This is a genomic window from Agreia sp., assembly GCF_964263775.1.
GTDB lineage: Bacteria > Actinomycetota > Actinomycetes > Actinomycetales > Microbacteriaceae > Agreia.
The window spans coordinates 1-3,252 of sequence record NZ_CAXVWM010000123.1 but is presented as its reverse complement, the minus strand read 5'-3'; the positions used below and the strand labels follow the sequence as shown (position 1 = coordinate 3,252).

The following is a 3,252-nucleotide window of genomic DNA, read 5'->3' as shown; positions in this document are numbered from 1 at the left end:
CCGACGGGCTCGAATCCGAGCTGCTCGTTGATGGCGAGCATGTGCCGGTTCTCCTCGGCATTGAACGTGATCACAGACGGATGCCCGGGACGCTCGGTATGCAGCTGCTGCAGGTTGCCGAGTTTCAGGAGCAGGCCCAGGCCGTGGCCGCGGTGTTCGCGCAGCACGAGCGTGTCCTCCTGCCACACGGCGCGCATGACGTCGTCACTCACCGACAATTCGCTGTAGGCCACGAGGTGCCCGGTGCCGACGTGCTCGACCGCACTCGTGAGCACCGTGACGGGAGCCTCGAGGTCTGAGTCCTGCTGGGCGACGAGCCGCTCCACCGTCCACACGTCTTCCGGCTCGTCGAGCCCGGCCGACGGCGCATCCGTGCTCATGCGGGTGTACAGCGCCGCGATGTCCTGGCGCCACTCCAGCGGAGTCGCGCCGGCCCAGCGCACGAGCCGGTAGTCGGTTCCGGATGCCCGCAGCGCGTGATCGAGACGGCGCGCGAGATCGTCGGTCGGCAGGGGCAGAGCGAGCCTGCTGCCGCGCTCCACCTGCTCGAGCCGGTAGCCGCGACCGAGCAGAAAGCGCACCTCGTCGTTGCTCCGCGGAACCGACCCCGAACCGGTCGGCGCCTCGAGGCGCTCACCCGGCGCATCCGGCGACACGACGTAGACCACCAGGCGGGTGGCGCCGGTGTCGCGGGCCGCGGCCTCGACCGCCTCGGCGAGGGCGGTACCGATGCCGCGGCCCCGGTACTCCGGCAATACCTGAACGGCGACCCACGCCACCGGCCAACCGTCTTCGAGCCTGCTCTCGACGAAGCCCCGACCGATAAGGCCCGGCACATCCGGCAGCGTGGCCACGAACAGCTGCCGCGGCTCGTGCTCGCGATGCCAGCTCGGAAGGTCTTCTTCGGCGCTCGAGGCGAAGTCGTTCGAGCCGTACCCGAGGGCCTCCACCGTGTTGCGCAGCGCGACCGCGCGCCGGTAGTCGACGACCTGCGGATCGTCGCCGTCCTCGAGCGACGAGGGCACCTGCACGTGACGGATCTCGACGGTCATCCTCGACCTCCTCGCATCAATACTGCGTCGTATCGCCGCCGCGCACCACCCGCAGCCAGCGGAACCCGTAGCCGTCGAGGGCGATCGTGACCCGGCCGCGGGCATCCAGCGCCATGGAGTCGCCCGAGAGCAAGTCGTTCAGCACGTCGTTCGGCATGTCGTTCGGCATGTCGTCGCCGGCGGTGCCGAGCGCCAGCGAGACGTCGGCGGGCTCGGAGCCGAAGTTGTGCAGCACGACGACGCGTCCGCCGTCCCACTCGAGCGAGTGCGCGAAGACGGCCGTGTTCGGCTGGTCGAGCACCTCGAAGGCGCCCCAGCCGAACTCGGGTGCGTTGCGGTAGTGCCGCACCAGGTTCTGGATGAACCGCAACAGCGACTCTGGATCGCGCCGTTGATCTTCGACATTCACGTGCTGCGGCCCGTATCCTCCGGCGACGACCGAATTACGCAGTCGGCGCTTCGGCGCGGTCGAGAACCCGCCGTTCGTGCCGCCATTCCATTGCATGGGGGTTCGCACGGCCATGCGTCCCTCGGCGTCGAGGTTCTCGCCCATGCCGATCTCTTCGCCGTAGAACAGCACGGGCGTGCCCGGCAGCGAGAACAGCAGGCTGTAGACCATGCGGATGCGCCGGGGATCGCCATCGAGCATCGTGGGCAGGCGGCGCACGAGGCCGCGGCCGTAGACCTGCATGCGCTCCTCGGGCCCGAACGCGTCGAAAACCTCCTGTCGTTGGCCATCGCTGAGCTTGTCGAGGGTGAGCTCATCGTGGTTGCGCACGAAGTTCGCCCACTGCGAATCGGGTGAGCCCGCGGGGCGCGACAGCAGCGCCTCGATGAGTGGACGCGCATCCTGCCGAGCGAGCGACAGGTAGAGGTTCTGCATGGCGATGAAATCGAACTGCATCGTGAGCTCGTCGCCCTCGGCGCCGCCGAAGAACTGCTCCTGCTCGGCTCGGGGCAGGTTCACCTCGCCGAGCAGTACTCCGTCGCCGCTGCGCCGACCGAGAAAGGAGCGCAGCGAGCGCAGGTAGGCGTGCGGATCGGGAAGCAGCGTCGACCCGCCGACGACCCCCGAGGCGTCGAGCAGAAAGGGAACCGCGTCGACGCGAAAGCCCGAGAGCCCGAGCTGCAGCCAGAACCCCATGACCTTCGCGATCTCGTCGCGCACCACCGGGTTGGCGATGTTGAGGTCGGGCTGGTGCTTGTAGAAGACGTGCTGGTAGTACTGGCCGGTCTTCTCGTCGAGCTCCCAATTGCTGGTCTCCTGGTCGGGAAAGACCGGGACTCCGTCGTCGAGGGGCTCGTCGCGCCACACGTAGTAGTCGCGGTAGCGCGAGTCTCTGGATGCCCGTGCCGAACGGAACCACGGATGCCTGTCGGACGTGTGGTTGATCACGAGGTCGGCGATCACGCGCATGCCGCGATCTCGGGCGATGCGGATGCATTCGACGAGGTCGCCGAGGGATCCGAGTCGGGGATCGACGCCGTAGAAGTCGACGATGTCGTAGCCGTCATCGCGGTCGGGAGTCGGATAGAAGGGCATGAGCCACAGGCAGGTGACGCCCAGCTCGGCCAGATAATCGAGGCGGTGCGCGAGGCCGGCGAAGTCGCCTATGCCATCGTTGTTCCAGTCGAGAAAAGTCTCGACGTCGAGGCAGTAGACGACGGCGCTCTTCCACCACAGGTCGGACGTGTCGGTAACCTTCATGGCTCGAGCCTAGGGGCCGCCGGGTGAAGCGAACAGGGCTTCACCCGACAGCCGGGTATTGGTCGGCGCCGCCGCTACGCGCGCAGGCGCGATCGCAGACGAACCAGAGCCAGAGCGAGTCCACCCATGGCTGCGAGGCCCCCGGCGAGTGCCGCCGCGGAGGATGCGTCGAGGCCGGTCTCGGCCAGCTGGCCATTCGTGGAGACGGGCACGGCCGGCGTGGCGACGGGAACGGTCGGCGTGGCGACGGGCACGGTCGGGGTGGCGGCGGGCACGGTCGGCGTGGCAGCCGGGGGAGTCGACACCGGGGGCGTCGCCGCGGACGGCGTCGGAGGGGTGGTCGCGCACGGCGCGACCGCAGCATCGAGTGCTCCCCCGAGCGTGCCGGTCAGTGTCAGCGTGTTCGTGCCGTCGGGGAACGTGTGCCCCTCTTTCGCCGTCGCTGTCACGGAGTAGTCCGCCGGACCGATCGTCGCGGACGGCGTCTGCCAT

General features: G+C 68.7%; 3 protein-coding genes. All 3 read right to left on the bottom strand.

From position 1 onward, the window contains the following. The coding region (locus ACE5CZ_RS09365; protein WP_374947061.1) for a GNAT family N-acetyltransferase at positions 1–1,052 on the bottom strand (1,052 nt) is incomplete at its 3' end. Between the two features lie 16 nt (positions 1,053–1,068). Further along, positions 1,069–2,760, bottom strand: coding sequence for an alpha-amylase family protein (locus ACE5CZ_RS09360; protein ID WP_374947060.1), 1,692 nt, complete (start codon positions 2,758–2,760; stop codon positions 1,069–1,071). Between the two features lie 74 nt (positions 2,761–2,834). Further along, positions 2,835–3,252 (bottom strand): LPXTG cell wall anchor domain-containing protein (locus ACE5CZ_RS09355; protein WP_374947059.1); only part of this gene is annotated, 418 nt, incomplete at its 5' end.